The sequence below is a fragment of the Arthrobacter sp. IK3 genome, from assembly GCF_051337705.1.
Classification (GTDB): Bacteria; Actinomycetota; Actinomycetes; order Actinomycetales; family Micrococcaceae; genus Arthrobacter_B; species Arthrobacter_B koreensis.
The window spans coordinates 42,363-67,702 of record NZ_JBPPSW010000007.1 but is presented as its reverse complement, the minus strand read 5'-3'; the positions used below and the strand labels follow the sequence as shown (position 1 = coordinate 67,702).

24 protein-coding genes are annotated in these 25,340 nt (G+C 64.4%); 7 read left to right on the top strand and 17 right to left on the bottom strand.

Annotation, left to right across the window (positions count from 1 at the left end; genetic code table 11):
* Window positions 1–34 precede the first annotated feature (34 nt).
* The 14 genes from ACSLGO_RS10685 to ACSLGO_RS10620 all read right to left on the bottom strand — a co-directional run bounded on the left by ACSLGO_RS10685 (window position 35) and on the right by ACSLGO_RS10620 (window position 15,518).
* On the bottom strand, window positions 35–847 hold the full coding sequence (locus ACSLGO_RS10685; RefSeq protein ID WP_386917266.1) for an HpcH/HpaI aldolase family protein: 813 nt from the start codon (window positions 845–847) through the stop codon (window positions 35–37).
* Window positions 832–1,617, bottom strand: a complete 786-nt coding sequence (gene hpaH / locus ACSLGO_RS10680; RefSeq protein ID WP_386917267.1) for a 2-oxo-hept-4-ene-1,7-dioate hydratase — start codon at window positions 1,615–1,617, stop codon at window positions 832–834. The genes ACSLGO_RS10685 and hpaH overlap by 16 nt, the downstream gene beginning before the upstream one ends.
* Before the next feature lie 52 nt (window positions 1,618–1,669).
* On the bottom strand, window positions 1,670–2,440 hold the full coding sequence (locus tag ACSLGO_RS10675; protein ID WP_152225426.1) for an HpcH/HpaI aldolase family protein: 771 nt from the start codon (window positions 2,438–2,440) through the stop codon (window positions 1,670–1,672).
* Window positions 2,441–2,474: 34 nt separating this feature from the next.
* Window positions 2,475–4,109, bottom strand: coding sequence for an ABC transporter permease (locus ACSLGO_RS10670; protein ID WP_436401072.1), 1,635 nt, complete (start codon window positions 4,107–4,109; stop codon window positions 2,475–2,477).
* A 118-nt stretch (window positions 4,110–4,227) separates the two neighbouring features.
* On the bottom strand, window positions 4,228–5,409 hold the full coding sequence (locus ACSLGO_RS10665) for an ABC transporter ATP-binding protein (RefSeq protein ID WP_436401071.1): 1,182 nt from the start codon (window positions 5,407–5,409) through the stop codon (window positions 4,228–4,230).
* Between the two features lie 31 nt (window positions 5,410–5,440).
* On the bottom strand, window positions 5,441–6,427 hold the full coding sequence (locus ACSLGO_RS10660; protein WP_386917269.1) for an extracellular solute-binding protein: 987 nt from the start codon (window positions 6,425–6,427) through the stop codon (window positions 5,441–5,443).
* 318 nt (window positions 6,428–6,745) lie between these two features.
* Window positions 6,746–7,570 (bottom strand): helix-turn-helix domain-containing protein, encoded by an 825-nt coding sequence (locus ACSLGO_RS10655; RefSeq protein WP_436401070.1) that lies wholly within the window; start codon window positions 7,568–7,570, stop codon window positions 6,746–6,748.
* A gap of 274 nt (window positions 7,571–7,844) precedes the next feature.
* Complete coding sequence (locus tag ACSLGO_RS10650) at window positions 7,845–8,702, bottom strand: alpha/beta fold hydrolase (RefSeq protein ID WP_152225419.1); 858 nt, start codon at window positions 8,700–8,702, stop codon at window positions 7,845–7,847.
* Window positions 8,689–9,645 carry an alpha/beta fold hydrolase gene (locus ACSLGO_RS10645; protein ID WP_386917272.1) on the bottom strand — a complete coding sequence of 319 codons (957 nt, stop codon included), beginning with the start codon at window positions 9,643–9,645 and terminating at the stop codon, window positions 8,689–8,691. The genes ACSLGO_RS10650 and ACSLGO_RS10645 overlap by 14 nt, the downstream gene beginning before the upstream one ends.
* A gap of 10 nt (window positions 9,646–9,655) precedes the next feature.
* Window positions 9,656–10,528 carry a hypothetical protein gene (locus ACSLGO_RS10640; RefSeq protein ID WP_170287696.1) on the bottom strand — a complete coding sequence of 291 codons (873 nt, stop codon included), beginning with the start codon at window positions 10,526–10,528 and terminating at the stop codon, window positions 9,656–9,658.
* A 71-nt stretch (window positions 10,529–10,599) separates the two neighbouring features.
* On the bottom strand, window positions 10,600–11,601 hold the full coding sequence (locus ACSLGO_RS10635; RefSeq protein ID WP_386917273.1) for a flavin reductase: 1,002 nt from the start codon (window positions 11,599–11,601) through the stop codon (window positions 10,600–10,602).
* The gene (locus tag ACSLGO_RS10630; protein ID WP_152225413.1) at window positions 11,598–12,860 is read right to left on the bottom strand and encodes an acyl-CoA dehydrogenase; all 1,263 of its coding nucleotides are present in this window, start codon (window positions 12,858–12,860) and stop codon (window positions 11,598–11,600) included. The genes ACSLGO_RS10635 and ACSLGO_RS10630 overlap by 4 nt, the downstream gene beginning before the upstream one ends.
* 285 nt (window positions 12,861–13,145) lie before the next feature.
* Window positions 13,146–14,054, bottom strand: coding sequence for an SDR family oxidoreductase (locus tag ACSLGO_RS10625; RefSeq protein WP_091601110.1), 909 nt, complete (start codon window positions 14,052–14,054; stop codon window positions 13,146–13,148).
* Between the two features lie 261 nt (window positions 14,055–14,315).
* The gene (locus ACSLGO_RS10620; RefSeq protein WP_255300436.1) at window positions 14,316–15,518 is read right to left on the bottom strand and encodes a multidrug effflux MFS transporter; all 1,203 of its coding nucleotides are present in this window, start codon (window positions 15,516–15,518) and stop codon (window positions 14,316–14,318) included.
* Window positions 15,519–15,618: 100 nt separating this feature from the next.
* Here ACSLGO_RS10620 and ACSLGO_RS10615 point away from each other — a divergent pair, with 100 nt between their 5' ends.
* Complete coding sequence (locus tag ACSLGO_RS10615; RefSeq protein WP_433122547.1) at window positions 15,619–16,059, top strand: universal stress protein; 441 nt, start codon at window positions 15,619–15,621, stop codon at window positions 16,057–16,059.
* Between the two features lie 10 nt (window positions 16,060–16,069).
* Here ACSLGO_RS10615 and ACSLGO_RS10610 read toward each other — a convergent pair whose 3' ends face one another.
* Window positions 16,070–17,770, bottom strand: a complete 1,701-nt coding sequence (locus ACSLGO_RS10610) for an MFS transporter (RefSeq protein WP_263127834.1) — start codon at window positions 17,768–17,770, stop codon at window positions 16,070–16,072.
* 137 nt (window positions 17,771–17,907) lie between these two features.
* Between ACSLGO_RS10610 and ACSLGO_RS10605 the strand changes: the two genes are divergently transcribed.
* Both ACSLGO_RS10605 and rraA read left to right on the top strand, forming a co-directional pair.
* Window positions 17,908–18,474, top strand: a complete 567-nt coding sequence (locus ACSLGO_RS10605; protein WP_091601104.1) for a TetR/AcrR family transcriptional regulator — start codon at window positions 17,908–17,910, stop codon at window positions 18,472–18,474.
* 65 nt (window positions 18,475–18,539) lie between these two features.
* On the top strand, window positions 18,540–19,007 hold the full coding sequence (rraA, locus tag ACSLGO_RS10600) for a ribonuclease E activity regulator RraA (RefSeq protein WP_386917279.1): 468 nt from the start codon (window positions 18,540–18,542) through the stop codon (window positions 19,005–19,007).
* 129 nt (window positions 19,008–19,136) lie between these two features.
* On the opposite strand, the gene ACSLGO_RS10595 is transcribed toward rraA, so the two are convergent.
* Window positions 19,137–19,982 (bottom strand): HpcH/HpaI aldolase/citrate lyase family protein, encoded by an 846-nt coding sequence (locus ACSLGO_RS10595; protein ID WP_091601100.1) that lies wholly within the window; start codon window positions 19,980–19,982, stop codon window positions 19,137–19,139.
* Between the two features lie 207 nt (window positions 19,983–20,189).
* Here ACSLGO_RS10595 and ACSLGO_RS10590 point away from each other — a divergent pair, with 207 nt between their 5' ends.
* The 3 genes from ACSLGO_RS10590 (at window position 20,190) to ACSLGO_RS10580 (ending at window position 23,727) form a co-directional block, all read left to right on the top strand.
* The gene (locus ACSLGO_RS10590; RefSeq protein ID WP_387003576.1) at window positions 20,190–20,471 is read left to right on the top strand and encodes a hypothetical protein; all 282 of its coding nucleotides are present in this window, start codon (window positions 20,190–20,192) and stop codon (window positions 20,469–20,471) included.
* A gap of 36 nt (window positions 20,472–20,507) precedes the next feature.
* A complete protein-coding gene (locus tag ACSLGO_RS10585) occupies window positions 20,508–21,152 on the top strand; it encodes a TetR/AcrR family transcriptional regulator (RefSeq protein WP_263127837.1) in 645 nt (214 codons plus the stop codon).
* A gap of 76 nt (window positions 21,153–21,228) precedes the next feature.
* Window positions 21,229–23,727, top strand: coding sequence for an MMPL family transporter (locus ACSLGO_RS10580; RefSeq protein ID WP_436401069.1), 2,499 nt, complete (start codon window positions 21,229–21,231; stop codon window positions 23,725–23,727).
* 558 nt (window positions 23,728–24,285) lie between these two features.
* On the opposite strand, the gene ACSLGO_RS10575 is transcribed toward ACSLGO_RS10580, so the two are convergent.
* Window positions 24,286–24,612: a hypothetical protein gene (locus tag ACSLGO_RS10575; RefSeq protein WP_386917282.1), complete on the bottom strand. Its 327-nt coding sequence runs from the start codon at window positions 24,610–24,612 to the stop codon at window positions 24,286–24,288.
* A 483-nt stretch (window positions 24,613–25,095) separates the two neighbouring features.
* Here ACSLGO_RS10575 and ACSLGO_RS10570 point away from each other — a divergent pair, with 483 nt between their 5' ends.
* A complete protein-coding gene (locus ACSLGO_RS10570; RefSeq protein ID WP_386885764.1) occupies window positions 25,096–25,335 on the top strand; it encodes a hypothetical protein in 240 nt (79 codons plus the stop codon).
* Window positions 25,336–25,340: the final 5 nt, after the last annotated feature.

Below are 25,340 nucleotides of genomic sequence, written 5' to 3'. Positions count from 1 at the left end.
CCCTGATCAAGGGTTACACGCTGCATGAAAACGGCTAGTAGCTCGACGGCGCCGAGGCGGCCCGTGCTGCCCTCCGGCTGTACTTGCCGGCAAGCGCTTCAGCACCGCGGGCAAGGATGGCTACATCGGCACCAACGTTGATGAAATCCGCACCGGCCTCGGTATAGGCACGGGCCTGCGGCTCCTGGAAGGCATTGACGCCCGCGATCTTGCCTTGAGCCTTAACGGTCCGGATAACACGCATCACCGATTCGATGACATCGGGGTGGTCCTGCTGCCCGATCAGGCCCATCGTGGCTGCCATATCCGCTGGTCCGATAAAGATGCCGTCGATCCCTTCCGTGGCAGCGATCGCAGCGGCGTTGTCTACCGCTTCAACAGACTCAACCTGCACAAGCAGCGAGATGAAGTCATTCGCCCGGGCCAGATAGTCGGGGACGCGGTTCCAGCGGGCTGAACGCGCCAGTGCGGCACCGACACCGCGCACGCCCTCCGGAGGGTATTGCGTTGCCTGAACTGCCTGCCGCGCCTGATCAGCGTTGTGGACCATGGGCACAATCAGCGACTGGGCGCCGATGTCCAGGAACTGCTTGATCACCACCGGGTCGTTGGCCGGGACCCGGACCACGGCCACCGGCGGGTAGCCAGCGATCGCCCGGAGCTGGTCCAGGACGGATTCGAGGCCCATCGGCCCGTGCTCCCCGTCGATCAGCAGATAGTCCAGTCCGGCACCTGCGCAGATTTCAGCGACACCGGAATCGCCCGAATTCAGGAACATCCCTGCGGCAGTGCCCCCGTCTTTGAACAGATCCTTGAAGGACCTCGGCGGGTCTATTCGAAACGGCATGTGATGGTCCCAAGCTTGCCGTAGTCCACGGCGACGGTGTCACCTCTCTGGACCCACAGCGGGCGGGTGAAGGACCCGGCCAGGATTATTTCTCCGGCTCCAAGCCCTTCGCCGTGAGCAGCGATCGCGTTTGCCAGCCAGTAGACTCCGGCTGCCGGGTGGTTGAGGACGCCCGCTGCTACACCCGTTTCTTCGACGATCTGGTTCTTATAAAGAATCGCCGAGATCCAGCGCAGATCCACGTCATGCGGGTCCACGGGGTTGCCGCCCACAACCATTGCGCCCATCGCGGCATTGTCGCTAATGGTGTCGACGATGGTCCGACCGTCCATTTCGATGCGCGAATCCAGGATCTCCAACGCCGGAACCACGTATTTCGTGGCCTGCAGGACATCGAAGATTGTGGCGCCGGGCCCACGGATATCTTTGCCCAGGACAAATGCCAGCTCCACTTCCACGCGCGGATGGGTGAATTCGCCCCACGGGATGCTGCTGCCGTTTTCCAGCACCATGTCATCAAAAATGATCCCGTAATCCGGTTCCATAATCCCGACGGCCGCCTGCATTGCCCTGGATGTCAGACCGATCTTACGACCGGCAAGCCGGCGCCCGTTAGCTTCAGAGCGCCTGCGCCAGAGGTCTTGCACCCGGTACGAATCCTGGACATTCATGTCCGGATACCGTGCAGTCAGCCGTTCAATCGGAACGCGGGTCCGGCCTGCTTCGACGAGCTCGTCGGCTATGGCAGTGATGGTCTCCTCACTGAGCATGGTCAGCCTTTCAATGGAGGGTGAGGGTTTGATGGCGCGGGGGGCATGGGCTTCACCATCCGGTCCGGATGGCGTCCCCTCGCACCTGCTGAAAGAGTTGGCGGGTCCCCCGCTGAAGGACACCGACGTCGCTGCCGACCGCAACCAGGGCGGCGCCCTTCATCGCCCACTCACGACTGTCAGCGGGGGAGCTTGCGTAGAGTCCAAAGTGCCCGCCCACACCCTGGACTGTCTCAAGGACATGGCCCAGCGCTTCACGAACCTGCGGGTGCCTTGGGTTCCCGAGGTGGCCAAGTGAGGCCGCCAGGTCTCCCGTCCCAACGAAAACACCGTCGATGCCCTGGACCTGAGCGATTTCCTTGACCGACTCCAATCCGGCAGCCGATTCGATCTGCACGAAAAGACAGATGGACTCGTGGGCTGTCCTGAGGTAATCGGTGTGGCGCCCGAAGCCGGCTGCCCTGTTCAGGGTGCTCGCGACGCCCCGGTTACCCGCCGGCGGGTAGCGTGTCGCTGCAACCACCTCAGCTGCCTGTTGTGAAGTCTCGACTCCCGGCACCAGCAGGTTCCGCACACCCAGGTCGAGGTACTGCTTAATTGGCGTCGGATCGCGGTCCGGAGTTCGCGCCACAACCTCCACGACGCCGCGGGCCGACTGTACCTGTCCCAGAACAGTTGTCAGGGTGTTGGGCGCGTGCTCACCGTCGATCAGCACCCAGTCCGCACCTGATCCGGCACAGATCTCGGCAGAGTACGGATTCGCGAGCCCCATCCACAGCCCATACTGGGGTTCGCCGGATGCCAGCTGATCCTTCAGGGTCATGAGAGCGGCCCCGCAGCGGCTGTTTCCAACTCGTTCAACGCTTCAGAGCCTTTCGGTTTCGGGCGTGCATTTTCCGCACCCAAGCAGGACGCGAGAGCCACATCATCAGGATCACGACGACGGCGGAAACCGCTGTCATCATCACCGCGACAGCTGCCACCTGGGTGAACAGCCCTTCGCCCCATACCTGGAACAGCAAGGCACTGACCATCGGGGTTTGACCGGTGCCAAGGAGCACTGCCACCTCGAGGTCGCCGATGATCCGCACGAACACGAGGGCAAAGGTGGCAAAAATGCCAGGACGCAGCAGCGGGAGCACAATCTGTCCAAAGGTCCGCCCGGCTCCCGCCCCGCAGAGACGGGAGGCGTCTTCCAAGCTGCCGTCAATTTGAGCGGAGGTACCTTCAAGGGAGATCACGGCGTAGGGCAGAAACGAAACGAAGTACGCCATGCCCATAATCAGCAGTGTGCCGCCGAGGTTGAACGGGGCAGCGGCAAACGCGAAAATGAACGCCGCTGCCAGGACTGCACCAGGGACAACTCCGGGAAACTTTGCCGCCGCACCGGCTGCTTTCGAGACCCAGTTATTGGATTGGCGGGCATACGTCAAAATCAGAGTTGCGGCCATGACAACCACAAAGCCGGCCGTCACTCCCAGGAAAACTGAGTTGCCAATTCCTTCAAGTGCCCCGCCGGCGCCGGAGGCCATTACCTTGAAATTCTCCAGCGTCCAGTTCGAGGCAAAGATGTCCGGCTGCCAGTAGCGCTGCAGGCTCAGGTAGATCACCGCAGCTAGTGGAAGTACGGCGGCGCAGAGGATGTAAGCCAGTCCCACCATCCGCACCGGCCAACGCCAGCGGCCAAGCGCGATCTTGGCCACCTTCGGCGCCTGGCCGCCCATTCGCGCAAAACGCTGCTTTGAGATCACGGAGTGCTGGAGATAGTAAAGAACCAGCAGCACGACCAGCAGCAGGACACTCAGGCGCACAGCGGTGCCATAGTCCACTGGGTAGGAATTCTGGATAGAGCGGACGATCCGCACGGACATGATGTCCAGATCCGTTCCGCTGCCAATAATGGCAGGAACGGAATACACTCCCGCCCCGATGATTGTGGCCAGGATGAATCCGGAGAGAAGCGACGGGGCTACTGCCGGAAGCGAAATGGTTCGGATGACCCGCAGGGTGCTCGCGCCTGAGGCGCGTGCTGCTTCCTCCAGTGATGGGTCGAGGGACCGCATCGCCGCAACGATTGGAAGGTAGGTGTAAGGGACGGTGAGCAGCACGTACACAAGAATCATTCCGGCGGCCGAGTAGATCTGGAACCCCATGGGTTCCAGCACAGCCGACAACAGGCCGACCTCAGGGCTGGCCAGGACCACCCACCCAACTGCCAGGGCTACCGCCGGCAGGAACAGCGGGATCAGCGGCAAGGAATCACCTACCGAACCCAGACCCGCGTCCGTGCGCTCGTTGACCCAGGCCAGGAGGGCACCGATTGCCAGGGACAGGAAAGCGCTGATGCCTACCACCACCGCAGTGTCCCGGATCATCCCGGGGAACCACGGCTCGCTTACCAGCTCGATCCAGGCCTCCAGCGGCCCGCCGGCCCTTTGGAACATCTGGAACAGCGGGTATGCAACCAGGAAGACCACCAAGGCCGAAAGCACGAGCAGTAATCCACCAAACGCGCGGCTTCGCAGCAGCTTTCCCCAGCTTCTGGGAGCGGGAGGATTTACCTGTGTCTGCTGCGGGTCTTCCGCCTGCGGCTTTGAAAGGGTTGAGCTGCTAGTCATCGGTTACCACCCGCAGGAACTCCGAGGGAATGCTCACTTCGATCTCGCTAAGTTCCCGTAACTGCGGGTCCGGGGCGCCGAAAGCCCACACGGTCACAACCTGCTCACCCAACTGGCACTGGTATTCGGTGTGCGACCCGGAGAAGGTCCTGGACATAACCACGCCATGCCAGGCCGCGTCGTCGCCGGTTCCGGCTGCTGCTGGCGCAATCCGGCACTTCTCCGGACGGATCATCACTGTCACTGTGTCGCCGGGCGCAGCTTCAAACGCGGGGTCGTCGGCACGCCGGCTTACCTGCATTTCCCTGCCGCACAGCTTCACCAGCATGCTGTCCGCCGACTGCTCACTTACGGTGGCCTCCATAAAATTGGCCTCGCCGATGAATTCCGCTGTCGAGCGGTTGCTCGGACGTTCGTAGACTGCCACCGGCGAAGCGAGCTGATCGACTCTTCCGTGCCGCATTACTGCAATTCTGGTGCCAAGGCCCATAGCCTCAACCTGGTCGTGGGTGACGTAGACAGCGGCGAACTCCAACTGCTTGTGAAGCCGAACCAGCAGCGACCTGAGCTTTACCCGGATTCTCGCGTCCACGTTGGAGAGCGGTTCGTCGAACAATACGACTGACGGCTCCGAGATGAGGGTGCGCGCCAGCGCAACACGCTGCTGCTGGCCGCCGCTAATCATTCCCGGGTGCTGCTTGCCCAGCCCTCCGAGGCTGACAAGATCGAGATACTCCGCGGCCCGGCTGAGCGCCGCTGATTTCTTCACCCCGGCCGTACGCAGCGGATAGGCCACGTTCTCAAGCAGGTTCATGTGCGGCCACAAAGCATAGGACTGGAACATCATGTTGACGTCCCGGTCGTTGGGGGCGAGGGCGATCCCGGTGGCGGAATCATAGGCGGGCTGTCCGCTGATGCTTATGGAACCGCTGGTCGGTGACTCCAGGCCGGCGATGCACCGGAGCAGCGTGGACTTACCGCAGCCACTTGGGCCAAGCAGGACTAGCAGTTCGCCGGTTCGCACTTCAAAGGACACATCGTCGACGGCGTTGACGAACTCTCCTTCATGCCGCTGGAATTCCTTCACGACTCTCTGAACGGAGAGACGGATTGGCTTGGCCTCAGCGGCTGCCGGGGCGCCTTGGGCAAGGGGCTGAATCTGGGTAAGGCTCACAGGTGGCCTCCTTCTGGGGGAAGAGTTGGACTTAGTCGAGTTCGAACGCGCTGAGGATGGTGTCGCGCTCATTTACTGCGCGCAGTGGGTCGGCAATGCGTGCGTCATCCGGTGTGGGGCTGCAGCCTTCGACGTCCCCCACAACCAGTGAGAGGTACAAGCCATCCCCGCAGAACGCGGACTGGCCCGCAGCACTCAGCATGAAGTTCGTGAAAACCAATGCGGCATTGGGGTGGGTGGCGTCTGCGGCCACACCAAGCTGATTGGTAAAGGCAAACACCGGTTCCGGGATAACTACTCCCAGCGGGGCACCCGAATTGACCAGTGTCTGGGAGTGGCCTTTCGCTCCCGGGGCCGAAAGGGCGACTTGTCCGGCGGCCACCTTCTGGATGGCCGAAACCGATGAATCGAACCAATCGTCGTTCCCGTCTCCAAGATTCTTGAGATAGCCGGCGCCGTATTCATCCAGTAGGAGCTGATAGAAGGAGAGGACGCTGTCAGAGGCCACCTGCGGATCCGTCAAGGTGGCGTCCTTTAGAAACTCAGGATTCTCCAATTCCTTCCAGCTCTGGGGTGCAGAAGAAATCTTGTTCGTGTTGTACGTAAGCACCCAGGGAGACGTCACCAAACCCACGTGGGCATCATGGGCGAATCCTTCCCGGACATCGGCAAGGTTCGGCACCACGTCCTCGTTCAGGCCCAGGAACCAGTCGGGATCCTGGTTGAACATAAGCGGGTCCGTGACGATCACGGCATCGGCGCTTTGGGCGCCAATTGACGTTTCCGAGGCGAACCGGCTGCGCAGATCACCGGTGGAGAGGCGGGTCATGGTTACGGAGATGTCCGGATACTCCTGGTTGAATGCCTCAACAAGTGCCGCGTTGACGTCCTCGGTAGCCGCCGAGTAGACGACCAGCTCCCCTTCGGCTGCCGCGCGCTGCTCAACATCGGTGAAGTCGGTACCAAGCTCTGATGCTGCGCTCTGGCCTCCGCAGGCGGTCAGAGCGCCGGCAGCCAAAGCAAGACAGGCGACTCGAGGGAGAATGGTGCTAAACGCAGAGTTCATCGATTGCTCCAAAAGGTGTCGCCACTGCACTGTGGCGGGATTCCAACAATGTGACGGCTGTCACTGGGTCATAGGACACTATCTGCGTCTGGTGAATTACGTCTCGGGACAGCCTAACCAAGCACTTCCGCACATTTAGATGAATGGACCATTACGTCAGAACGCCTCTTGCTGGAATCGTCAGGGGGTGGTATTTATGACCCCTTGGACGCAAAAGCAGCCCGGCCGAAGTTATTCGGGGGCTGCAATTGTCTAAATGTTCAACAGGCCTCAGTCAGCAAGCCCTTCACTGCGGAGGGCAAGCCAAAGGCGGCTGGAGGTCGTAGCGTCCGTCAAGTCCAGGCCAAGCATCTTTTCTGCCGAAGAGACACGGTACCGCAGGGTATTCCGGTGGAGCTCCAAGGACTCCGCTGCCGCTTCCCAGCGCCCGCGGCAGCGCAGGTATTCGACCACCGCTTCCACCACCTGGGGGCTCCCGTCCCGCTGCAGTTTGTGCACCCAGTCACTGGGAGTTTCGCCCTGGTAGTGGGAGCGGTCCACCACGGTGCCGGCTGGCGCCTTTCGGATATCGTTCATCCAGTGCTGCCATCGATGTGAAAGCTTGTTCGCGGGCACCTGCTCGGTCAGCAGCACCCTCAGAGCGGGGTGCCTGTCAACGAGCGCCACGAGTTCGGGCGCCATAGCCTGGAATTGGACGCGGTTCAGCAGGAGCCACAGCTCGTCGTCGTCGATATACGCCAGCAACTGGCGCGCGTCGGGCGGCACTGCCGCTTCGAGCAAATCCAGGAGATCGTCCGGATCCCATGCCGACACGCCTCGGACACAGACAATGTGGGGGCGACTGGGAGGTGTTGCCAGGCCCATCTCCGCCGCGAGCTCCAAGGCGCTGTCTATCCGCTGGGAAAAGATCAGCCGGGTAATTGAGTCCCGTACCATGCGAGACGCTGTCTGAAGCCGGCGCATGTCCCGCAGCAGCAGCCGCAGAAGCATGGCAGCACTACCGCCGAATCTGTGCATCTCCGGATGCAGCGGGGCATCGCAGGCCACAATCAGAACCGCCGTTGCCCGCCCCTCCGCACCCACAGGGAACGTCATCAGCTCCTGCCCGGCAGCCGATCGGCCGGTGGCCGGCTTAAGCGATGGCCGGGGAATGATGGACACTGCTTCAGCGAGCGTTTCCTGGTCTACCTCCCCTGAGGTTCCGGACTGCACAGACTCGATTAGCCGGCCGCTGGTAGTAACCAGAGCTGCCCACGCGGCACTGTTGTCGGTAAGGCAGGTGAGTATTGCAGAGATCGGGTATTTAGACCCCGAGGCGCGGACTAGGTCCACGTATGCCAATTGAGAAGTGTCCATGACCTCTCCGAGACTAGTCGCCGCCAGGATAAGCTCCAGCCTTTTTACCCTGTATGAAGCCGGTCACAAGCGAATTAAACTCTGACGGCTTTTCGAAGGGCACCCACAAACCACATTCGCCGAAAACGTGGAGTTGAGCCCGTGGAATACGGCTGAGCATAAAAACCGCATTCTCATACGACTGGGCCCGGTTCTCCCTGCCCCAGACGATCAGCGTCTGGGCCTGGATCTCATCCAGCCGCTTCCACAAGTCCTCCGGCGTGTGCCGGGTGGTTGTCCTCCCCTCCGGCGCCTGTTCCATAAACTCCGGTTCAACGCTGGCTTCATACCGCTCACGCACCACGTCCTCAGTGATAAGGGACGGATCGTAAAGCAGTTGGGAAAGGTAATCACGCATCTTTTCCGGCGTCGGCCCGTTGCCCCCGTAATAAACCTGGCTGGCGGTTACCTTTCGGCGCAGGCCGAACATGGTCTGCCCACCAGCGGAACTAACCAGTACCAGCCGGTCTACCAGGGCCGGATGTTCCACAGCCAGCCGGATGCCTACAGCTCCTCCTGTGGCCATCCCCAGGACATGTGCACGGTCGATTCCCAAAGACTCAAGGAATGCCACCATGACCTCGGCGTACATCGCATTACGCCCGCTCACGACGTCGGGCTTGTCTGATTTTCCGTACCCGGGCAGATCCACGACGATCACCCGGAAGTGCCGCGAGAGTTCTTCCATATTGCGGCCGAAATTACCCCAGCCGAAGGCCCCCGGGGCACCGCCGTGGATGCAGAGCAGCACAGGCCCTTCACCGGCCTCGTGGTAATGGACACGGACCCTGCCGGCCTGGGCAAACCGGGAGGTCGTGTCATACGTCAGCATGCTGGCCCGACGTCGACCCGGACATCCGCAAGGCATCCCCTTGCAGCGGGGGTGCCACGATTCGGCGGTCCCATCCAGCGATGAAACGGAGGACAAAATGGTTGAACTCGTCTGCTCGCTCAACCATGGTCCAGTGACCACACTGCCCGAACACCACCAGATCCGCGTTAGCGAAGGATTCCATTCCCGCCAGCGCGTCTTCAGGCGGATTCACCCTGTCTTCCCGCCCAAAGAGGAACAGCATTGGCACCTGGCAGGCCCCGGCCCGGTCCACCGCAAACGGATAGTCCACTTTGCTGGCTTCCCTTAGCCGAGTGGACTCCTGGTGCTGTTCATATGCCCCGGGACGTTCCGCCATTCGTGTTCGGAACTCCACCAGCGGCTCCGGAATCATGCGCGGATCATGTACAAGGTGTTCCATGGACCGACGGACCATGGCCGGGGAGTACCCTCCCATGTCCTTGTGGGAAGTCAGATTCGGCTCGAACCGTGATCCGGATTCCCATCTCGCTCCGCCGGTCCCGACCACCACTCCCCCTGCCACCCGTTCAGGATGTTCCAGTACCAGGCTGGAGAGCACCATCCCGCCGAGTGAGTTGCCGACTACGTAGGCTTTTGGCAGCTCGAGGGCATCAAGGAGCCGGACGACCAGGTCAACCTGGTTGGGCCGAACTGCCGGAACATCCCCGGGTGTCTCCGTGAAGCCATAGCCGTAGAGGTCCGGGGCGATAACCCGGTGGCCTGCGGCTACGAGGGCCGGGATGGTGAGGTAGAAGTTCGCTGCTGCTGTGATGCCGATGGCCGAGCCGTGGAGCAGGACCACCGGGACGCCGTCCGGGCGTCCCTCATCCAAGTAATGAATGTGCTCACCCGGACGGGTGGAGAGCCAACGGGATTCGTAGCCGAAGTACTCGGCAATGAGTGAAGAATCATCTGCGCGCATTGTTAACCGTTCAGGCTAGGACTGGCCATTTGGCGAAGCCAATACCTGTGAAACAGGCGTGGACAGGCAGGTAGTCGATGACCTCACCGGGGCGGTTCATCGCCGCAGCCAGCGAAATCCAGGCACGGATCTCTCCTGTACCCGATCGCATGGTGTCCGAGTCGAAACTGAACAGCTTGGCCAGAGCATCAACGTCGTTCCGCTCGACGCGCTCCAAGACCCACTTATCGAGCGGGACATCGATGTCGCCGCGGTTGAAGTCCTTATCAGAAGGGAAGTGGCTCAGTCCGCCAGAGGCGACCAGAACGATCTTTTCCTCCCGCATGTTCAGGATCTCAGCGATCGCGCGGCCAAGGTCGGCACACCGTTCCCCTCCAGCCAGGGGGGTGTAGTACTCATTGATCAGGATGCAGACGATCGGGATCTCACGCGACGGGTCGAGCTCGGGAGCAATCCGGGCAGCCATGTGAGGCAGCCCGTAGCCGTCCCGGCCCTGGGGGTTGAACCGGTTCAGGGTAGCGATATCGAAGTTCCGCTTGACCAGGCCGTGCGCAAGGGCTTTGGCAACCTCGACGTCGTTCTTGAAGGTAATGGTTGCGCGGTCTTTCATGGGAACGTCCCACTCGTACGCCTGATGCCCCCACATCTCTTCCTCGCCTGTGTAGATAGCCAGCGTGGGGTTGTTCGAGAGGTTGAACAGATCGCCTTGGTCATCGCCAATGAAGACCAGTACGTCGGGCTCGTATTCCTCGACCGCTTTGCGCATGTCTGCGAAATCTTCGTGGATCCGCGCATAGAGCTCTTTGCAGTACTCCAGGCTGTCCCGCTGCCGTGCCGCCTCCGGGTAGCGTTCAAAGACGCCGGGAGCAACCCTGTCAGTCATCCACTTCTGCCAATGCTCCGGGGGACGGAACATTCCAGCCGCATGGGAACATGCCAAGCCAAGACCAATCATTATGCATTCTCCTTTGTGTGGTGAAACCGAATAGGTTGATCGCTGCGGGCAAGCGCAGTCAGCACCCGGTGGGCTGCTTCGACGTCGGCTTCCGGGATGCCTGAGAGTGCGGCTTCGTTGAAGCGGCGGGCATTCTCGGCTACCTGCCGGCGGAGGGTGCGGCCCTGAGGTGTCTGCCGGAAACCCGAACCGGTGACTTCGACGAGGTTCTCCTCGATGAGCTCGCTCAACGCGTCCTCGATGGCCTGCGGCCCCAGGAACGCCGAAGACACAAGTTCATCGACGGTCTGCGGCCCCGTTGAGAGCCTCTTAAGCACCCGGCTGCTGCCCGCGCTGAGGCCGAAACGGGACCTGTGCTCATCGAATTCCCGTGAAAGCCGGTGATTCACCGCGGTCACGAGCTGGGCGAAGGGAGCAGGCTCGCTCTCCGGCGAGGTCTCTTCCGTGGCGGCTTCGCTCCCGGGGCCAGAGGAAGGGAAGGGAGCTGATGCCGCGTAGCCTCCTTGGACGAACAGCAGCGGCTCCCCCTCGGCCACGGCGCAGCGCTCTACGTGTCCGACCAGGATCTGGTGATCACCGCCGGGCAGGACATCGTACGTCCGGCATTCAAAGCGGGCGATGGCTCCTTCGATCAACGGAACCCCGGCCAGGCCTTCGGTCCACGCGATCTGCTCGAAAGCACCGGCCCCTCCCTGCGGAGAGGCGACGATTCTAGAGACATCCACCTGATCGGCAGAGAGCACATTGACGGCAAAATGCTGTGCTCCAACGAACACTGGAGCCCTCCCCGAGGTGTTCTGCACGGACCAGAGGATGAGCGGCGGGTCCAGTGACACTGCGGCAAACGAATTGACGGTCATGCCAACAGGCAGGCCGCCGTTAAGGGTGGTAATCACGGCGACGCCCGTGCCGTACTGGCCCAGCGCACTGCGGAACGCCCTTCGGTCCTGAACGGGATCACTGATGTGGTATTCGGCTCCCGGAGCCGCCACGACGCTCATCGGTGGTACGCCAGGGTGCGCATGGACGGGCTGTCTTCAAAGCTCGGACCCGGCAAGCCCAGCAAACACTGTGAATACAAGGTCGCGGCGGCCTCCCTGCCGGCCGAACCGTGCACGCGCATCGCGTGCAGATCCCGGACAACCGTCTGCAGGTGGTTGGTCGAGAGGATCGCACCCGCTCCGGCCACCGGCCAGATCTCCTGCAGGGCGTTGAGACTGATGGCAATGGAATCCGCCGCCTCAAACCTCACCTTCATGCGTTGTTCCGGATCCGCCACTCCACCGTCGCAGGCGATTGCGAACAGGCTTCGCCAGTTTTGGAGATGCCGTTTCTTCACCGTCTCCACCATCGAGATTGCCCCCGCCAGGCGGACCAGCAAATGAGGGTTTTCGGTGACCGACACCCCTGTGCCGCGCCGGGCCCGTCGGACCTTGCTTTCGGTAATGAACTCCTCCAGGCCGCCCAGTGTCGCGCCGATGGCGGAGTTGGCCATGGTGGAGTTGAAGATGGACATAAACGAGACCCGGTAAAGAGGCCCGTCGTTGACCTCCCAGCCGGGATTCTGGTCACTGTAGGTGTTGCTCAGCAAATGAACCCTGTAGTCGGGAACAAACGCGTCGTTTACTGTCACGGATTTACTTCCGGTGCCCTTGAGGCCGGCAACGTCCCAGCTGTCCTGTGCCACAGAAAAGTCGGTGCGCGGGATGACGAAGTTGCGGTCGCCGCCACCAAGAATGACCCAGTCGGCATGGTCGACGCCGCTGGAGAATCCCCACGTGCCGCTCACGATGTATCCGCCTTCGACCTCCGTCCACTTGCCGGTAGGGGCATACGAACTCGAAGCGCGCGTGTCCGGGCCGTCCTGCCAGAACTCGTCCTGGAGCCGCTTGTCCATAAGCGCGATCTCGAACGAGTGCACATTGAGCTGCCCGCCAATCCAGCCGGCGGAGGATTCAGCACCGGCGATCTTCATGATGCCTTCGAAGAAGCAGTCGGGCGCCATTTCGAGGCCTCCGTAACGCCTGGGCGTCAGCGCCCGGAATACACCGGCGCGGCGCATAGCCTCCACCGTGACCGTCGGAACCTGCCCGATTCGTTCGGTCTCTGCACGTCCGTTCCGGATGATATCCAGGATGTCGTCGACGGCGCTAAGGTAGTTGGCGCCGGCTTCGTACGCGCGTCGGGCGTACTCGTCATGGCCAGCACCCTGCCCGTTACGGACAGGTTCCGTCTCAATGGTTCCTAAGGTGGCGTGCATGCCAAGTCCTCTCACGTGGGTTGTGCAGCGGGCCGCATCCGGAAGGCAAGTAACGGCCACATTGCCGGTTGCGCGTGACCGGTGGTGCAGCCGATCTATGCATCACACTAGGACCGGGCGATTGGGCTGTCTTTGGCTGTAACGCCCAACCTGAGCCCTCCGTTTAGATAAGCCGATGGGAACGTGAATCGTGTTGCCTGTTATTCATGGACAAGCTGCTGTGCCCCCAGAGCGCAAAAAAACCGGCCCCGCGCAAGTGCGGGGCCGGTTTCTTTTGGGAGGAGTTTAGGGCGAAGGCATTCCGCCGTTGACGTTGAGCGTCTCGCCCACCACGTAGCTCGATTCCGGTGACGCCAGGAAGACGTACGCCGGCGCGAGCTCCGTGGGCTGGCCGGCGCGGCCGAGCGGAGTGTCCTTGCCGAACTCCGGCAGGGCATCCTTGGGCTGGCCGTCGGACACCTGCAGCGGAGTCCAGAACGGACCCGGAGCCACCGCGTTCACCCGGATGCCCTTGGGTGCCAGCTGCTGGCCCAGGCCCTTCGTGAAGTTGTTGATCGCCGCCTTGGTGCTGGCGTAGTCCAGCAGGTGCGGAGAGGGGCTGTAGGCCTGGATGGAGGTGGAGTTGATGATGCTCGATCCGGCCGGGAGGTGCGGCAGGGCCGCCTTGGTCACCCGGAAGAAGGAGTAGATGTTGGTCTTGAAGGTGTCATCGAGCTGTTCGTCGCTGAGGTCTTCAAGGTTTTCGACGGCCACCTGCTTGCCTGCGTTGTTCACCAGGATGTCCAGGCCGCCGAGGCCCTTTACGGCATCCTCGACCACCTGGGTGCAGTACCCGGCATCGCGGAGGTCACCGGGGAGCGCGACGGCGGTTCGGCCGGCGTCCTTGATGAGCTGGATGACTTTGGCGGCGTCTTCCTCTTCCTCAGGTAGGTAGGAGAGCGCGACGTCGGCGCCTTCGCGGGCGAAAGCGATGGCCACGGCCGCGCCGATTCCGGAGTCCGCGCCGGTAATCAGTGCCTTGCGGCCTTCCAGCCGTCCGGTTCCGCGGTAGGAGTCCTCGCCGCGGTCCGTCTTGGGCTCGAGGTCCGCATCAAGGCCGGGTTCCGGCTGGTCCTGCTTGGGTGGACTGACGGAGGGATACCGGTTGACCGGATCCTGGAATGTGTACTGGTCCGAAGTGTTTTCGTTGGCCATTGAGTTTCCCCACTTCCCATTCTTCATGGATATGGAGCCGCAACTGGCGGCCGCCTACATTAGGTAAGCATGCTTAGCATCCTATTGCGGTGCGGCACCGGCGGGCAAACCCGGGCCGATGGCCGGGCCGGAAATCTGGTGGGGAAGGGCCTAGAAGAAGAGGCCGAGGAAGCCGACGCTGATGCTGCCAACCAGGCCGATAATCAGGAGCCAGACAATGGGCGTGCGGAACTTGTTCATGTGTCGCATGGTCCCCACAGTCTACGCGGGATGCCGCTGGCGGGTGAGGAACAGGGCGGTGGCCGCCAGCAGGGCCGAGGACGTCATCACCAGGGCCAGCGGAAGGGCGGTGAATTCTCCGCCCAGTCCGGTCAGCGGGGAGACGATTGCACCCATCAGGAACTGCGCCCCGCCGAGCACTGCGCTGCCGCTTCCGGTGGCTCCTTCCGCCTGGGCCAGGGCCAGCGCCGTCGTATTCCCCATGATGAATCCCAGGGAGGAAACCATGCAGAACAGCGGCACTGCGAGCAACAGCGGCGGAACAGCCGCGACCACCAGAACCAACAGGACGGCGGCGAACCCCAGCAGTACGCTCACGGCCCGCAGGACGGTGCGGCGCGGCGGAACGCTTCGACTCAGCCGGGCGGCAATGAACCCGGAGGCAACCATCCCCGCGGCGTTGAGGCCGAACATCAGCCCGTAGGTCTCCGGCCCCAGGCCCATAATGCTCTGGTAGACGAACGGGGAGGCCGAGATGTAGCTCATCAGCACCCCGAAGGAACTTGCGAAGAGCAGCACGTAGCCCAGGAACCGCCAGCGGCGCAGCACCACGCCCAGCCCGGCGAAGGGCGGGCCGCTGGAGCGGCGCTCGGCAGGCAGGGATTCACGGACCGCGGCCGCTGCGCAGATGAACATCAGCGCCGCAATGCCGGCCAGCGTCCAGAGCACGCCGCGCCAGTCCCAAAGCCCGGCCAGGACCCCGCCGATGACGGGCGCCACCACCGGAGCGACACCGCCGATGGTCATGAGCAGGCTGAAGGTCCGCGCCGCGGCGGGGCCGGAAGAGAGATCGGCAGCCACGGCGCGGGCAATCACCGGCCCGGATGCCGCACACAGGCCCTGCACGAAGCGCGCGGCAATCAGGACCCCCAGATTCGGCGCAGTGGCACAGGCAATGGACGCAAGAACGAAGGCCCCGGTTCCGATAAGCAGCGGACGGGTGCGGCCGTATTTGTCAGACAGCGGCCCGAAGCCCAGCTGTCCGGCCGCCATGCCGAGGAAAAACGCAGTGAGGGTCAACTGGACCCCCGACGCCGAGACATCCAGGTCCGCGGCGATGCCCGGGAAGGAGGGCAGATACAGGTCCGTGGTGAATGGCCCGGTAGCCGCCAGGAACGCGAGCACCAGCAGCAGGCCCGCTCCCAGCGGGGCTGCCGCACGGGGCTGGGACTCGTTGGCTGGCACCTGCTGATAGTACGAACAATCCCCGCCTCTGGAGAAAACGGCAGCTGGGCCTCAGACTTTTTGCAGGAAACATTCGCAGCGGACAGACAGGACCAGGGCCATGGCACAGGACACCCGCAAGCGAATCGTCGTCGGCGTCGACGGTTCGGAACTCTCCCTCGTGGCACTGCGGACCGCGCGGCGGCTGGCTGACCTGCTGGATTGCCGAATCGAGGCCGTGACGGTCTGGTCCTACCCGGTGGCGCTGGCCGTGCCTATTGCTTCCGCCGAGTGGTCCCCCCGGGTAGAGGCCCAGAGCGCACTGGAAGAAACCCTCCAGGCCGCCTTCGGCCAGGACGTTCCGGAGGGGCTGAAGAAGCTGGTTGTGTCCGGCCAGCCGGTGCAGGTGCTGGTGGAGGCCAGCAGGGGCGCGGAAATGCTGGTGGTCGGCAGCCGGGGCAGGGGCGGCTTTGCGGGACTGCTGCTTGGGTCAGTCAGTTCCGCTGCGGCAGCCCATGCCCACTGCCCCGTGCTGATCGTGCATCCGCCGGAAGCGGACTAGGAGTTCTCCGCTAGCGGCGGGGCGAGCAGGCGTCCTGCTCCGCCCGTTCGGTCTGGAGTTCCACACTGCCGGCACCCTTGGAGATGGCGGCAGTTTCAGCGGGCGCATCGTCGAGCGCAGTGCCGGACGCGGCAAGTGCGGACTCCGGCGCGGCGGAAGGCGCCGCATCGCCGTCGGACGCCGCATCCTGGTCCGCCGCCACCCGGCGCAGCATAAAGAGGGCGCCCACCGCGGCGGCCACCATCAGCGCAATGCCGATCAGCGACGTCGCCACCACACCCGAGTCGAAGGCGGCCTGGGCGGAGGCCAGCAGGTCCGCGGACTGCGGGCCGGGCAGCGCCTTGGCTGCTTCAACCGCTCCGCCGAGCGTTTCCGACGCCGCGGACGCCGCCGCAGGATCCATGCCGTCCGGGAGCACGATTCCGTTGCGGTAGCCGGCGGTCAGGATGCTGCCCAGCACAGCGGTGCCGAGGACGGCACCCACTTCGTAGGCGGTTTCGGAGATGGCCGAGGCCGCACCGGCCTTAGCCGGCGGGACGCTGCCGAGGATCAGGTCATTGGAGATGGTCTCCGCGGAGCCGACGCCGATGCCAAGGATCATGAAGGCGATCACCAGTCCCAGCGGGCTCTCGTCATGGCCGGTCATCAGCACCACGGTGTAGCCAATGGCACTGAAGGTCAGGCCGGCGGCGACGGCATAAGCCGGACGCACGCGGCGCACCACGCGGACGACGGCGAGGCCGGCCACCACGGTGAGCATCAGGCCCGGGAGCATCATCAGTCCGGCTTCGCGGGGCGTCTGCCCCAGGACCAGCTGCAGGTGCTGGGAAAGGAAGAGGATGAAGCCCACCTGGGCGAAGACGCTCAGCAGGTTGGCGGAGATGGAACCGGTGAACACCGGATTCCGGAACAGGCGCACATCCAGCATGGGTTCGGAACGGCTGAGCTGGCGGCGCACGAAGGCAACGCCGAAGAGCAGGCCGGCGGCCATCGGAACCAGGGCGTAGGCGTCGAGGCCGTGCGTGGAGATGGACTTGATGCCGTAGACCAGCGGGAACATGGTGGCCATGACCAGCAGGATGCTGACCGGATCCACCTTGCCCGGCTTGGGGTCACGGGATTCGGGCAGCAGCTTGGGCCCGAACACCAGCAGCGGGATCAGCACCGGAACGGCGAGGAGGAAGACCGAGCCCCACCAGAAGTGTTCCAGCAGGGTGCCGCCCACAATCGGGCCCAGTGCGGCACCGCCGGAGAATCCGGCCGCCCACACGGCGATCGCGATCCGGCGCTGGCCGGGCACCACGAACATGTTGCGGATGATGGACAGTGTGGCCGGCATCAGCATGGCACCGAAGAAGCCGAGCAGGGCGCGGGCACCGATCAGCGCTCCGGCAGACGGAGCGAAGGCCGCCGCGACGGAGACCAGGCCAAAACCGGCCGTACCGATCATGAGCAGCTTCCGCCTGCCGAGCCTGTCCCCGAGGCTGCCCATCGGGACCAGCAGGCCGGCCAGGATCAGCGCGTAGATGTCGATGATCCAGAGCAGTTCCGTTCCGGTCGGCGCCAGGGCACGGGACAGGGACGGGACGGCAAAGCTGAGCACGGTGTTGTCTACCGCAACCAGCAGGACGGCGAGCATCAGCACCGCCAGTCCCAGCCATTCACGCTTTCCGGCCCGCTGAAGCACGGGCCGTTCCTGTACCGCAGGCACAATTCCTCCTTGGACCTGGCAGGGCTCCGCCTGCCGAAAATGATGGGTTAAAAAGACATGCCAGCAACCAGCGGGGTCTACCCGTACGTTACTGTACCGTCTAGACTGTACAGCACGGAATGGGCTAGCGTAAAGCCATGCCTGAACAGACACCCGCCCGGGAACGCGTCCTCTCCGCCTACGAGGATCTGCTGATCAATGAGGGACCCCGCGGGGCAACGCTCGACGCCGTGACCGCACTTGCCGGCGTCTCCAAGGGCGGACTGCTGTACCACTTCAAGAACAAGGAGGCCCTGGCCACCGGGATCCTTGACCGCCTGCGGGTCCTTGCCGCTGCGGACCTGGAGCGCATGCGCACCGACGCCGAGGGTCCGGCACGCTTCCTGGTCCGCACCTCCGTCTACGTGGACAGCGGCCTGGACCGTGCGCTGATTGCCGCGGTACGCCTGGCGCAGGCCAACGACGCCGCCGCCTCCGAGCTGCTCCAGCGGATCCACCGCGACTGGTTCAACCTGATTCTCGACGAAGTGGGAGACCAGGCCATTGCCCGCGCCATCATGCTGCTGGGCGACGGACTGTATTACAACGAGGGCCTGCCCGGCGGCTGGCCCCAGGGTGAGGACTCCCCCACCTCGGGTTCAGTGGAGGAGCTGCTGGAGGTTGTGGACCTGCTCAAATCCCAGGCCGCAGCCAAGCACGCCTAAGCGGTACCTTCGACAGCCCGCCGCGTCCACGCGGCCCGGATGTGTCCTGTGGCACAGTATGTGCCATGGAAAAGAGCACAGCAGACCTCTACGACGAACACGGCGAAGCCCTGGCTTCGGTCTCCCTCCAGTTCCAGGACCTCGGCGGCTCCACCCGCTTCACCGGCCCGGTGCGCACCATCCGCTGCCATGAGGACAACGGCCTGGTGAAGTCCACCCTGAACTCACCGGGCAACGGCGCGGTACTGGTGGTGGACGGCGGGGGTTCGCTGAACACCGCCCTGATGGGGGACATGATCGCCGAGGCAGCGGTCCACAACGGGTGGGCCGGCGTCGTCATCCACGGCCCGATCCGTGACCGGGCCGCCGTTGCCAAGCTGCCGCTGGGCGTGAAGGCCCTCGGCTCCAACCCGCGCAAGAGCGCCAAGGATTCCGTGGGAGAGGTGGACGTTCCGGTGGAGTTCGGCGGAGTCATCTTCCGGCCCGGCGCGGTGCTCTACGCGGACGAAGACGGCATCCTGGTGGAGCGGTAAGCACTGGAGGGTGGCGCAGGTGCTGCTGTTCCGCTCTGCACTTCAGTTCAGCGGACTATGGCGAAGACTCCGCGCACACCCTGACCGGAAGCGTGCTGGAGCAGCCCGTTCTCTGAAACGCCCCCGGAACTAGGCGTTCCAGAGACCGTAGGAGTCCGCCAGGGAAGAGATCTTCTGGGCCCGGGCCAGGCGCGGCAGGTAGGAGCCGTCGCCCACCACTGCGCCGGCGGCGTGTGCCTCGAGCAGTTCGTGGGCCCAGACAATTTCGGATTCGCTCGGCGAGAGGCCCTTGTTGATCGTGTCCGCCGCCTCGGGCATCAGGCAGAGCTTGCCGGTCATGCCCATTGATGCGGTCACCTTGCACGCGTCCAGCAGCTTCTCGCCCAGCGTGCCCGGCGTGGGGCCGTCGATCGGGCCGGGAAGCTGGCCCACGCGGGAGGCCACCACCAGCTTGGAGCGGGCGTACGCCAGTGCCATCGGGTCATCGGACGCGCCGGTGTCGCGGCGGAAGTCGCCGACGCCGAATGCCAGGCGGAAGGTGCCCGGAGCACTGGCGATCGCCGTCGCGTTTTCGATGCCGAGCGCGGACTCGACCAGCGCCAGCACCGGGGTGCCGGCCTGCAGCCGCATGGCGGTGTGCGTGACCTGCTCCGGCTTTTCGGTCATGGCCAGCATGACGCCGCGCAGGCCGGGTGCCTTTGACAGGGCAGCCAGGTCATCGGCCCAGTAATCGGTTTCGATGCCGTTGACGCGCACCCAGGCAGTCATGCCGGTGGAGAGGGCCTCCACCACGCGCTCACGTGCCTCTGCCTTGCCTTCGGCGGGAACTGCGTCCTCCATGTCGAATACGACAGAGTCCGCTTCCGAGGCCAGCGCGGGAGCAAAATGTGCTTCGTCCGCGGCAGAAGCCAGCAGCCAGGAACGGGACAATTTCGCGGGCAGCGCCGCAGCGCGGCTGTTTCGGAAGGGAGCCATACGGTCGAGCCTACTTTCCGGCCCGGCGATACCCCAATGCGGAACCCCCAGGTGTGATCACCGTTACTCCTCCGATGCACCCGGGTTTGCTTCGCAGAATCCCGCGATGGTATCTCAGGCCGGCAATTTTCCCTCGGCACTCGCCTGATACGCAGCGCCGGCCGGGGACGGAAAACGCCCCGCCCGGAAATCTGGAAGACTTAAGCCATGAGTGAGCAGAGCAGCGGGAAAAACACGCAGCCCGGCCGCAGCGGCTGGCTGACCGGAGGGCCGCTGCTGACGGTGCTCCTGTTCGCCGGGCCGCAGATTCCCGGGCTCCTGAGCCGGCTGTTTTCCGGCGCCCCGGACGGGGTCTATTCACTGGCCACCGTCTACGGAGGAGCCGCGCTCACCCTGGTTGGCGCGGGAGTGCTGGTGCACTTCCTCGGATCGCGGCGCTTGTCCGCTGCCGGACGGGCGCGTGAGGCTTCGGAGCCGGAACGGGATTAGTTGCACCCGGTGCAACGATGCACTTAGTGTAGGAGTGTGCTTTCTGCCAGTACCTCTCCCGACCGCCGGTCTGCCCTCAAGAGCAAGCACCGCCAGGCGATAGTCAACGCCTGCGCTGACCTGCTCTCCGAGCGCCGCGGCACCGATTTTTCCGTGGATGAACTCGCACAGCGGGCAGACGTCTCCCGTCGCACAGTCTTCAACCACTTCGCCTCTCTGGACGACGTCGTTACCGAGGTGGGCACCGGCGTCGTCGCTTCCTCCCTCATGCTGCCGGAAGGCACGGCACCGGCCGGGCACTCTCCCCTGGATGACCTGGTGGACCTGGTCAGTTCGCCCAGGTTCATCGAGGCGGTTTCCTACCTCACCGAGGTCCTGGGCCGGGCAGACACCCGGTCTTCGCCGCAGCAGGCCATCATGGCCTTCCGCTCCGTGACCCTCGCCGGAGACCAGGTGATCTCCGCCCTCACCTCCCGCCACCCGGAATCCGATCCGGAAGACATCCAGCTTCTGGTGGGCACTTTCGCCGGCGGAATCAGCGTGCTCTATGAACGCTGGAGCTCCCTGACCGGCGCCGTCAACACCCCTGATTCCCGCACCGCCTGGATCGAACTGCTCCAGCGGCTCACTGCTGCCCTTCGTACCGGAGTAGGCTCCGGCACTCCCCCGGGCAGCCCCTAAGTTTTCGCTCGCGGCGGTTCACCTCCGCCGCCCCCGTCCGCAGCAAAACCCAAGTTTTTCGATAAGGACCTTCCAAATGGCTGAATTCCTCTACCGCCTGGGGCGGGGCGCCGCACGGCGTGCCCGCACCGTGCTGGGAGTGTGGATCGCCGTGCTGGCAATCGCCGGCATAGCGTTCGCACTCTTCGGCGGCACCCTCTCCACCGCCATCTCCATCCCGGGCACACCCACCACCCAGGTGACAGACCGCCTCCAGCAGGAACTGCCGGAAGCCTCCGGCGGAACCGGCTCCGTGGTCTTCCAGACCGAGGACGGCTCGCCCTTCACCCAGGAGCAGAAGGACGCCATCGCTGCGCTGGCGGCCGATGCCTCCGAGGTCGACGGCGTCGAAAACGCCGTGGACCCCTTCGCCACCGAAGCCCAGCGGAACGCTCAGCGCACCCAGCTGGAGGAAGGCCAGGCACAGCTCGACGCCGGCCGCGCCCAGCTGGAGGCGGCACGCGCCGAACTCGATGCCGGCCAGCAGCAGCTCGACGCCGCCCGTGCACAGGCGGAAGCAGCCGGCGCACTCGAAACGGCCCAGCCGCAGCTGGACGCCCAGCAGGCCCAGATTGATGCCGGCCGGGCCGAACTCGAGGCGCAGGCCGCCGCCGCGGAAGAGCAGGCTCCGCAGCTGGAACAGGGAGCCGCCCTGCTCAACATGGCCCAGAACATCCGCATGGTTTCCGAGGACGGCAGCGCCGCAATTGTGACGGTGGTCTTCGAGGACACCCAGATGGAGGTCACCCAGGAAACGAAGGATGCCCTCGTGGCGGTCTTCGACGACGCCCCGGTTGAGGGCGTCACCGCCGACTTCTCCACGGACATCGCCCAGGGCATCCCAACCATCTTCGGCATCGGCGAGGTCATCGGCCTGGTTGTCGCGGCCGTTGTGCTGGTGGTCATGCTCGGCACGCTGGTCGGTGCGGGACTGCCGCTGATCACCGCCCTGATCGGCGTCGGAATCGGTGCCCTGGGCGCCCTGGCGTTCTCCGGCGTTGTGGAAATGGTCTCAGTGACTCCGGTGCTGGGCCTGATGCTCGGCCTGGCCGTCGGCATCGACTACGCGCTGTTCATTGTGAACCGGCACCGCCGCCAACTGAAGGCGGGCTATGACCTGGAGGAGTCGATCGGCCTGGCCAACGGCACCTCAGGCAACGCCGTCGTCTTCGCCGGCTCAACCGTGCTGATTGCCCTGCTGGCCCTGAACATCACCGGCATTCCATTCCTTGGCCTCATGGGCACCGTGGGTGCTGCGTGCATCGCGATTGCCGTGATGATCGCTGTAACGCTCACCCCGGCACTGCTGAAGCTGACCGGCATGCGCATCCTCAGCAAAAAGGAACGTGCCGCCGTGTCCCCCGCCGCGGAAGCAGCCTCTCCCACGGCCGTACCGGGTTCGGCGAAGCCAATGTCCACGGTGAGCGCCGTGCTCACGGCACTGGTTTCGATTGCCGCCCTGCTGGTGATCGCCATTCCCGCCCTGGATCTGCGCACCGGGCTTCCGGACGGGTCCTCCGAGGCGCATGACTCCACGCAGTACCGGGCCTACTCCACGCTGTCGGAGAAGTTCGGCGAGGGCCAGAACGGCACCCTACTGGTGGTGGCCGAGCTGGACTCCGAGCCGGCCGACGCGGAGGCAACCGCTGTCCAGGCGGAGATCGCCGGGATCCTCTTCGAACAGGACGGCGTTTCCGCCGTCGCGCCGATCGGTTCCTCGGAAGACGGCAGCACGATCGCCTTCCAGGTGGTTCCCGAAGAAGGTCCCACGAGTGAGTCCACCGAGAACCTGGTGCACACCCTGCGGGACATGTCCCCGCTGAACGGCGAGTACGAGATTGGCGTGGCCGGAACCGCTTCGGGCAACATCGACATTTCAGACAAGCTCTCCGACGCCCTGCCGATCTACCTTGGCGTAGTGGTGGGCCTGTCACTGCTGATCCTGATCCTGGTGTTCCGGTCCATCTACGTTCCGGTCATTGCCACGCTGGGCTTCGTGCTTTCCTACTTCGGCGCCCTGGGCGGCGTCGTGGCGATCTACCAGTGGGGCTGGCTCTCCGGGGTCTTCAACGTGGAGACACCGGGCCCGATCCTGAACTTCCTGCCTACCATCCTGGTGGGCATCCTGTTCGGCCTGGCCATGGACTACATGCTGTTCATCGGCTCCGGCATGCGGGAGGCCTACGCCCACGGTGCCCCCTCCCGGGTTGCCGTGGTGCAGGGTGTCCGCGCCGGACGCGCCGTGGTGACCGCTGCGGCGATCATCATGGTCTCCGTGTTCGGCGGCTTCGTCTTCTCCCACAGCGCCATGATCCGTCCAATCGGGTTCGCGCTGGCATTCGGTGTGCTGCTGGACGCCTTCGTGGTCCGCATGCTGCTGATCCCGGCGCTGATGCACCTGGCCGGGGACAAGGCTTGGTGGCTGCCGAAGTGGCTGGACAAGATCCTGCCGGACGTCGACGTCGAAGGCTCCTCTCTGGAGCGCCGCCACCCGCACGTTGACCACCACGAACCGGAACCGGCCAGCCGCAGCTAGCGGCGTCCCGGCCCGGATTATCGAAACAGCAGCTGCCCCTTTCGGGCGGCTGCTGTTTTTTGTGGCCTCCGTCATCATCGCGAGAAGCGTGTGAATTTCTGGACGCCGTCCAAAAGATGGCATATAACTGTCTGGACGAAGTCCATAATTGGTCTTTATCTATTTACTGCTGTTTACGGCATGCGGGACCCGCTGGGGGAGGACCGCACCTGGCAGGTTCAGCCCTTGTCCCCCGCCCTGTCCCGACAGACGACCCAGGAGATCCCCGTGAACCGCCCCGCCCCCCGGCTTGTGCCGGTATTTGCCGCAGCCGCCGCTGCCGTCCTGGCACTCTCCGCCTGCACACCCGCTTCTTCGGCTGCGGCCTCCTATCACGCTTGCCTCGACGACACCTCGCTGCAATTCACCAGCATTGCCACATCACCCGGGGAGCTCGATTGCGGCCCGGGCAGTATCCCGGTGTCCTGGTTGGCTGCCGGAGCTGACGGGGAGGTCCCCAGCGTGGCGGTGTCGGCGTCGCCCGCGGCGTCAGCGTCAGCTTCAGCGTCAGCTTCAGCGTCAGCCGATGCCAAGGGAGGCAAGGGCGAACCGGGCACCGACGGCAAGCCTGGAGAATCCGGGCCGGCCGGTGTTCCGGGACTGGCGGGACCGGCGGGCGCTTCCGGCAAGACCGGGGCGGCTGGCCAGGCGGGACCGGCCGGGGCGGCGGGCCAGGCGGGGGCGGCGGGAGCGGACGGAGCGGCGGGACCGGCCGGATCTGACGGAGCGGACGGAGCGGACGGTGCCGACGGTGCCGACGGTGCCACCGGGCCCGCCGGCGAACCGGGCCCAGCCGGTCCCACTGGACCCGCCGGCCTTCCCGGCCGGGATGGGAACAGCATCCACAACGGATCCGGGGCTCCCTCAAATAACGTGGGCGTGGACGGCGACTTCTACCTCGACACCGCAACCTTCGCCATCTACGGCCCCAAGACGGCGGGAACATGGCCGGGTGGGTCTCAAAGCCTGATTGGCCCGCAGGGACCCATGGGCCCTCAAGGCGCGCAAGGCCTTCAAGGTGATCAGGGTGACCCGGGCCCAGCGGGAACCACCGGTGCTGCGGGACCAGAAGGTCAGGTTGGCCCGGCCGGACCACAGGGACCTGCAGGGCCCCAGGGGCCGGCAGGGCCAGCCGGACCGCCGGGCGATAAGGGCGACACCGGCGATACCGGGCCCGCCGGCCCGGCCGGACCGGCAGGGGCAGGGACGGTCTTCGTCAGCTTCCTGCCCGGCACCATAGATCCCACAGCTCTCACTAACAGTGCGGGTTACTTCCCGATCGCCGGCTCGGTGGCTCCCTCCAGTTCCCGAGAGGCTAACGAAATTCGAATGCCGCGCGCAGGGACCATCACCGAGATGAGAGTCGAGATGACGGAACGGAGCAGCCTCATCGACGTGTACCTCGTCCGTGACGGCCTGTTCCAACCCCTCATGTCCTGCACGACTACCTCCCAATGCGGGCGCACTGGATCGCTGGCCGTGGAGCAGAACCAGAAGCTCGTCCTGTGGGTTTACGGCTTGGGCCCCGCTCCCATTGAGAACCTGCGCGTCTCACTGGTCTTCGAGTAGGGCAA

Excerpts from the sequence above, each read along its gene's own strand:
- ACSLGO_RS10625 (WP_091601110.1), bottom strand. The coding sequence starts at position 14,054 with ATGGCCAACGAAAACACTTCGGACCAGTACACATTCCAGGATCCGGTC.
- ACSLGO_RS10615 (WP_433122547.1), top strand. The coding sequence starts at position 15,619 with ATGGCACAGGACACCCGCAAGCGAATCGTCGTCGGCGTCGACGGTTCG.
- ACSLGO_RS10675 (WP_152225426.1), bottom strand. The coding sequence starts at position 2,440 with ATGACCCTGAAGGATCAGCTGGCATCCGGCGAACCCCAGTATGGGCTG.
- ACSLGO_RS10605 (WP_091601104.1), top strand. The coding sequence starts at position 17,908 with ATGCCTGAACAGACACCCGCCCGGGAACGCGTCCTCTCCGCCTACGAG.
- ACSLGO_RS10635 (WP_386917273.1), bottom strand. The coding sequence starts at position 11,601 with ATGAGCGTCGTGGCGGCTCCGGGAGCCGAATACCACATCAGTGATCCC.
- hpaH (WP_386917267.1), bottom strand. The coding sequence starts at position 1,617 with ATGCTCAGTGAGGAGACCATCACTGCCATAGCCGACGAGCTCGTCGAA.
- rraA (WP_386917279.1), top strand. The coding sequence starts at position 18,540 with ATGGAAAAGAGCACAGCAGACCTCTACGACGAACACGGCGAAGCCCTG.
- ACSLGO_RS10595 (WP_091601100.1), bottom strand. The coding sequence starts at position 19,982 with ATGGCTCCCTTCCGAAACAGCCGCGCTGCGGCGCTGCCCGCGAAATTG.
- ACSLGO_RS10590 (WP_387003576.1), top strand. The coding sequence starts at position 20,190 with ATGAGTGAGCAGAGCAGCGGGAAAAACACGCAGCCCGGCCGCAGCGGC.
- ACSLGO_RS10655 (WP_436401070.1), bottom strand. The coding sequence starts at position 7,570 with ATGACGTTCCCTGTGGGTGCGGAGGGGCGGGCAACGGCGGTTCTGATT.
- ACSLGO_RS10640 (WP_170287696.1), bottom strand. The coding sequence starts at position 10,528 with ATGACTGACAGGGTTGCTCCCGGCGTCTTTGAACGCTACCCGGAGGCG.
- ACSLGO_RS10650 (WP_152225419.1), bottom strand. The coding sequence starts at position 8,702 with ATGCTGACGTATGACACGACCTCCCGGTTTGCCCAGGCCGGCAGGGTC.
- ACSLGO_RS10580 (WP_436401069.1), top strand. The coding sequence starts at position 21,229 with ATGGCTGAATTCCTCTACCGCCTGGGGCGGGGCGCCGCACGGCGTGCC.
- ACSLGO_RS10630 (WP_152225413.1), bottom strand. The coding sequence starts at position 12,860 with ATGCACGCCACCTTAGGAACCATTGAGACGGAACCTGTCCGTAACGGG.
- ACSLGO_RS10685 (WP_386917266.1), bottom strand. The coding sequence starts at position 847 with ATGCCGTTTCGAATAGACCCGCCGAGGTCCTTCAAGGATCTGTTCAAA.
- ACSLGO_RS10645 (WP_386917272.1), bottom strand. The coding sequence starts at position 9,645 with ATGCGCGCAGATGATTCTTCACTCATTGCCGAGTACTTCGGCTACGAA.
- ACSLGO_RS10570 (WP_386885764.1), top strand. The coding sequence starts at position 25,096 with ATGCCGCGCGCAGGGACCATCACCGAGATGAGAGTCGAGATGACGGAA.